Origin of the sequence: Oscillibacter valericigenes (genome assembly GCF_016902445.1) — a bacterium.
Classification (GTDB): domain Bacteria; phylum Bacillota; class Clostridia; order Oscillospirales; family Oscillospiraceae; genus Oscillibacter; species Oscillibacter avistercoris.
This window is the reverse complement of record NZ_JACSNX010000044.1, coordinates 1-5,735: the sequence shown is the minus strand read 5'-3', so window position 1 is coordinate 5,735 and position 5,735 is coordinate 1. Positions and strand designations below refer to the sequence as shown.

Below are 5,735 nucleotides of genomic sequence, written 5' to 3'. Positions count from 1 at the left end.
ATTTTCTTTTTGAAACATCAAAAAGAAAATGCGCCGCGCCCGGTGGAAAAGAAAAAATGTTCGGCGGGTCGGTCTGCGCCAGCGCAGACCTCCTGCCGCCGGCGGGGGATGGCTGGCTGTCCCGCGCGGCGGTCAGGGACGGAAACGCGCTGCCCTTGGGGAGACCTTTGGCCCGGGGAAGTTTGGGATACCTGCTGCTCCTCTTTTCGCTGCCGCTGGCCGGTTGTTGATGAAAGATGCAGCATAGCAGCATAGGCCAAGCTACCGCTTCTACGACCACCCGGGCAGCGCGTGGCGAAGCGGAACGCGCGGAAAGAGAAGCTGGTCAAATGCGTCCTTGCACCCCGACGACCTGGGCACCATCCGCCACGGGTCGGCAGCTACAGGAATCGCAGAAGAGCATAGCGTGCCCGAAGGTCAGGCCAAATCGGCGCTTGCACCGATACGCCGACCCCCGTCGCGCGGAGGGCCACTGCACCGGAGCGCGCCCAGCGCTTTTCTCTTTGGACCGTGCACGGCCCGTTTCTCTTTTGGCAAGACAAAAGAGAAATGGGGGGTGCATCCTGGCTGGACAAGCCCCCTGGCGGGAGCCAGACCCCCGTGGCCAACCTCCGGCGGCCCATCTTTCCCCGGGCGGTGGATCACCGCCCCTCACCGTGCCGTGGCATTGGGGGAGCACCCGGCGGGCCCGAAGAACCGCACCCGCTTGTCCGAGAGCCCCAGCCGCACCTCCCGGCTCCGAAAGCTCTCTCCGTCCAGGCAGGTGACGATGTCCTCCTCCCCGGGGCAGGCGGTGATGGTGACCTGCCGGGCCGTGACCACCCGGGCGATGTGGGGGAATTTCCGATACGCCCCGGCGGAGTAGGCCGGGAACAGCCGGGCGAAGGTGGCTTTCGGCACGTTCTTCACCAGGATGGTCTCCAGCACCCCGTCGTCCATCCGGGCCTGGGGCACCGGCATGGAGCCCCCGCCGTAGTACCGGCCGTTGCACACGGACACCAGGGCGAAGTCGTCCTCGATGACCTCGCCGTCCAGCTCCACCCGCCACCGGCGGCCGATGGGCTTGCACAAAAAGTTCACCGCCACGGACAGCAGGTAGCTCCCCCGGCCGGAGAGCAGGCGCCCGTACCGGTGGACGCTGTCGGCGATGCGGGCGTCGATGCCGCTGCAGGCGATGGTGAGGCACAGCCGGCCGCTGCAGTCGATGAGGTCCAGGGGGAAGTCCGGCCCGTCCCACAGGTTTTCCGGGTCGGTGAACTTGGCGGCGTCCGGGCCGAAGTTTTTGAGGAAGTCGTTGCCCGTGCCGGCGGGGATCACCGTCATGGCGGCATTGGAATACCCGGCGATGCCGTTTGCCGCCTCGTGAAGGGTGCCGTCCCCGCCGCAGACATAGAGCCGCAGCGGCTCCCCGGTCTCCGCCAGGGCGCGGGCCAGGGACTCCGCGGCCCCGGGGCGGTCCGTCAGCAGGCAGGAGACCTCCAGGTCGTGGACGGCGGCCAGGCGATTTGCCATGGCCTGGAGCCGGGCGGCCCGGTCCCCCTTCCCGGCGCGGGGGTTGATCAGAAAGACGTGCTTCATAAGCCGGAACCCCCTTCGTGAGTTAGGAATTAGGAGTTAGGAATTAGGAATTGATGTGTTCCGCCGGAGGCGGAACGATTTCAATTTGTCCGGCTCCGCCGGACACCAAAATTCCTCATTCCTCATTTCTAATTCCTAATTGTTTCCGCCTCCGTGGTAGAAGAAGGCGTCGCACTTGAGCATGCCGTTGTAGAGCTTGCGCTTCTTCTCCGCGCTGCGGCCGAAGGCGCGCTCGAACTCCGTGTGGGAGGAGAGGACCACCAGCCGCCAGCCCTCCGGCAGCGTCCGGGCGGCCTTGCCGAAGGCGCGGTACAGGGCCTCGGCCTCCCGCTTTTCCAACAGCCGCTCGCCGTAGGGTGGGTTGGTCACCAGCTGGCCGTAGGCGCTGTCCCGGCGGAACTGCCCGGCGTCCGCCGCCTCGAAGCGGACGCAGTCCTCCACCCCCGCCAGCTCCGCGTTGTGGCGGGACAGCTCCACGCAGGCGGGGTCGATGTCCCCGCCCCAGATGTCGTATTGGCCGTGGAACTCCTTGTCCATGGCCTCCTCGGCGGCGTCCAGCCACAGCCTGGCGGGGAGGCTCTGCCACTTCTGGGCGGCGAAGCGCCGGTCCAGGCCCGGGGCCCGGTTTTTGGCGATCAGCGCCGCCTCGATGGGGATGGTGCCGCTGCCGCAGAAGGGGTCGCAGAAGGGGTCCTTCCCCCGGAAGCGGGACAGGAGCACCAGGGCGGCGGCCAATGTCTCCCGCAGGGGGGCGCCGTTGTTGTGGGCCCGGTAGCCCCGCTTGTAGAGGCCGTCGCCGGAGGTGTCCAGGTACACGGTGGCCGTGTCCTTGATGAGGGCGAACTGGATCTGGTAGCGGTCCCCGGTCTCCGGCAGCGTCTCGCAGCCGTAGATCCGGCCCAGCCGGGTGGCGGCGGCCTTCTTCACGATGGCCTGGCAAGCGGGGACGGAGTGGAGCTGGGAGGAGATGGAGTAGCCCTTCACCGGGAACTCCCCGTCCCGGGGGATATAGTCCTCCCAGGGGATGGCGGCCACGCCCTGGAACAGCGCCTCGAAGTCCGGCGCCGGGAAGCTGGCCAGCTCCAGCAGGACTCTCGCGCCGCAGCGCAGGTTGATATTCAGCCGGGGGATGTCCGCCGGGCCGCCGTCGCAGTGGACCCGGCCGTTTTCGGCCCGGACGTTCTGCAGGCCCAGACGTTTCAATTCGTCGGCCACCAGGCTCTCCAGCCCGAAGAGGCAGGGGATGGTCAGTGTCATGGAAAGACCTCCTTGGTCACAGTGGGATCAGCTTCGTTCAAGGAGAGTATAGCAGGAAATCCCCGGCGGCGCAACGGCGGGGGGCGGAATCTTGGCAGAGACGCCGCCGTATGGTATCATCAGGGGAGAGAGGCCGCCCGGCGGGGCGGACGTTTGAGAAAGAGAGGGCACAGAGAGATGGCGGAGGACTATTTGAAGCAGGTGACGGTGGGGGAGGTGGAGGCCCACGGCGGGACCATCCGCCTCTGCCCCTACGACCCGCGCTGGCCGGAGCAGTTCCGGCGGGGGGCGGAGAAGATCCGCGCCGCCCTGGGGGACCGGGCCCTGGCGGTGGAGCACGTGGGCTCCACCTCGGTGCCGGGGCTCTGCGCCAAGCCCATCCTGGACATCCTGCTGCTGACGGCGGACGCCGGCCGGGAGCCGGACTACGTCCCCGCCCTGACGGCGGCGGGCTACGCCCTGCGGATCCGGGAGCCGGACTGGTTCCAGCACCGGATGCTCCGGGGGACGGACCCGGCGGTGAACCTCCACGTCTTCTCCGCCGGCTGTCCGGAGGCGGCGCGGATGCTGGCCTTCCGGGACTGGCTGCGGACCTGCCGGGCGGACCGGGACCGCTACGCCGCCGAGAAGCGGCGCCTGGCGGAGCGGCAGTGGGCGTACGTCCAGGACTACGCCGACGCCAAGACGGCGGTGGTGGCGGAGATCCTGGAGCGGATCCGGCAGGCGGGATTGTTACCAAACTGAAATGGTTTTCCCGGACGGGGCATGCTATAATCAGAATATAACGGGCGCCGGAGGCCGGGAAACTTCAAGTTGCGCGAAGATTTTGCAAAAACGCAAACCAAAGTTGGTGGCGCCGGCGGCGGGAAACGGGTATGCTGTTTCCAGAGAGAGGAGACGACTATGGCATTTGGAGAACGGCTGCAGGCCCTGCGCCGGGCCCGGGGGCTGACCCAGGAGGACCTGGCGGCGGAGCTGAAGGTGTCCCGCCAGGCGGTGAGCAAGTGGGAGTCCTGCCGGGGCTACCCGGAGCTGGAGAAGATCCTCTATATCTGCAACCGGTACGGCGTCACCCTGAACGACCTGTTTCAGGACGAGGTGCCGGCGGCCGGGCAGGCATCCCGGGCGGCCCCGGCGCAGATGGCGCCCCGGACGCTGCGGACGGCCCTGGGGGACTTTGTCAGCAACCTGTCCCCGGCCAACAAGTGGGCCGGCGCGGGGAGCCTGATCGGCGTCACGGCCCTGGTGGCCCTGTGCATGCTGTATTTGAAAGGAGGCGGAGACAGCGAAATGACGATCTTGTGGATCGCGGCCATCGTGGTCTTCGGCGTGGTGGAGGCACTGACCGCCGGACTGGTGTCCATCTGGTTCGTGCCCGGCGCTGTGGCGGGGCTCATCGCCGCCATGGCGGGGGCGGGGCTGCTGGCCCAGCTGGTGCTGTTCCTGGCGGTGTCCGCGGCGGCCCTGGCGGCCACCCGGCCCCTGGTGAAGAAGCTCTCCGCCGGCCGGGCGGTGCCCACCAACGCGGACCGGGTGCTGGGCCGCACCGCCAGGGTCACGGAGACCATCGACAACGACAGCGCCGCCGGCGCCGTCTACGTGGACGGCAAGACCTGGACCGCCCGCAGCGCGGACGGAACGGTGCTCCCGGCGGGCAGCCGGGTGGAGGTCCGGCGGATGGAAGGCGTGAAGCTCATCGTGGAAGCGGCGCGGAAGGCGCCTGAGAAAAAAGAGGAGGCTGTGTGAATATGATGGATGTGCTCAAGTGGGTCCCCCTGCTGATCCTGGTGGTGCTGATCCTGATCCTGCTGATCGGGAACATCGTCATCGTCCAGCAGTCCAAGGCGTACGTGGTGGAGCGGCTGGGGGCGTTCCGGGCCGTGTGGGGCGTGGGCCTGCATTTGAAGATCCCCTTCATCGAGCGGGTGGCGAAAAAGGTGTCCCTGAAGGAGCAGGTGGCGGACTTCGCCCCCCAGCCCGTCATCACCAAGGACAACGTCACCATGCAGATCGACACGGTGATCTACTTCCAGATCACGGACCCGAAGCTGTACGCCTACGGCGTGGAGCGGCCCATGAACGCCATTGAGAACCTGACCGCCACCACCCTGCGCAACATCATCGGCGAGATGGAGCTGGACCAGTCCCTGACCAGCCGGGACACCATCAACGCCAAGATGCGGGCCATTCTGGACGAGGCCACGGACCCCTGGGGCATCAAGGTCAACCGGGTGGAGCTGAAGAACATCATCCCGCCCAAGGAGATCCAGAACGCCATGGAGAAGCAGATGAAGGCGGAGCGGGAGCGCCGGGAGTCCATCCTCCAGGCGGAGGGGCAGAAGCAGTCCCAGATCCTGGTGGCGGAGGGCGAGAAGCAGTCCCTCATCCTGAAGGCGGACGCCGCCAAGCAGGCCGCCATCCTGAAGGCCGAGGGCGAGAAGGAGGCCCGCATCATGGCCGCCGAGGCGGAGGCCCAGGCCATCTTGCAGGTGCAGACCGCCCTGGCGGACTCCCTGAAGCTGCTGAACGAGGCGGCCCCCAACGCCCAGGTGGTGAAGCTGAAGGCCCTGGAGGCCATGGAGAAGGTGGCGGACGGCAAGGCCACCAAGATCATCATCCCCAGCGAGCTGCAGGGCCTGGCGGGCCTGGCCGCCAGCGCCAAGACCATCTTTGACACGGAAGATCCCCAGTGAGACGGCAGATGACAGAAGGCCGGCGCCCCCAACGGCGCCGGCCTCAGCTTGTCGAAAAAGTCTTTTCGACAAGCTGCTTGCGATTCTCAGAACTTTTCAAAGTTCTGAGAATCGGTTGATTGGAAACGAAAGACACCCTTCCTGGGTTTCTTTCGTAGCTATCTTCCTTCCCGTTTTCCCGGATTTCCGGGTTTATCGACAGTCTGA

6 protein-coding genes are annotated in these 5,735 nt (G+C 66.8%); 4 read left to right on the top strand and 2 right to left on the bottom strand.

The window, feature by feature from the left end; genetic code table 11:
* On the top strand, positions 1–230 hold a 230-nt coding region (locus H9X91_RS13835; RefSeq protein WP_204805848.1), incomplete at its 5' end, for a hypothetical protein.
* Between the two features lie 421 nt (positions 231–651).
* Here the strand turns inward: H9X91_RS13835 and H9X91_RS13830 are convergent.
* The gene (locus tag H9X91_RS13830) at positions 652–1,578 is read right to left on the bottom strand and encodes a diacylglycerol/lipid kinase family protein (protein WP_204805846.1); all 927 of its coding nucleotides are present in this window, start codon (positions 1,576–1,578) and stop codon (positions 652–654) included.
* Between the two features lie 135 nt (positions 1,579–1,713).
* The gene (locus tag H9X91_RS13825) at positions 1,714–2,835 is read right to left on the bottom strand and encodes a THUMP domain-containing class I SAM-dependent RNA methyltransferase (protein ID WP_204805844.1); all 1,122 of its coding nucleotides are present in this window, start codon (positions 2,833–2,835) and stop codon (positions 1,714–1,716) included.
* Positions 2,836–3,012: 177 nt separating this feature from the next.
* Here H9X91_RS13825 and H9X91_RS13820 point away from each other — a divergent pair, with 177 nt between their 5' ends.
* The 3 genes from H9X91_RS13820 to H9X91_RS13810 all read left to right on the top strand — a co-directional run bounded on the left by H9X91_RS13820 (position 3,013) and on the right by H9X91_RS13810 (position 5,528).
* Positions 3,013–3,579, top strand: coding sequence for a GrpB family protein (locus H9X91_RS13820; protein WP_204805842.1), 567 nt, complete (start codon positions 3,013–3,015; stop codon positions 3,577–3,579).
* A 159-nt stretch (positions 3,580–3,738) separates the two neighbouring features.
* Positions 3,739–4,581 carry an NfeD family protein gene (locus H9X91_RS13815; protein WP_204805840.1) on the top strand — a complete coding sequence of 281 codons (843 nt, stop codon included), beginning with the start codon at positions 3,739–3,741 and terminating at the stop codon, positions 4,579–4,581.
* Positions 4,582–4,583: 2 nt separating this feature from the next.
* The gene (locus H9X91_RS13810; protein ID WP_204805838.1) at positions 4,584–5,528 is read left to right on the top strand and encodes an SPFH domain-containing protein; all 945 of its coding nucleotides are present in this window, start codon (positions 4,584–4,586) and stop codon (positions 5,526–5,528) included.
* Positions 5,529–5,735 lie beyond the last annotated feature (207 nt).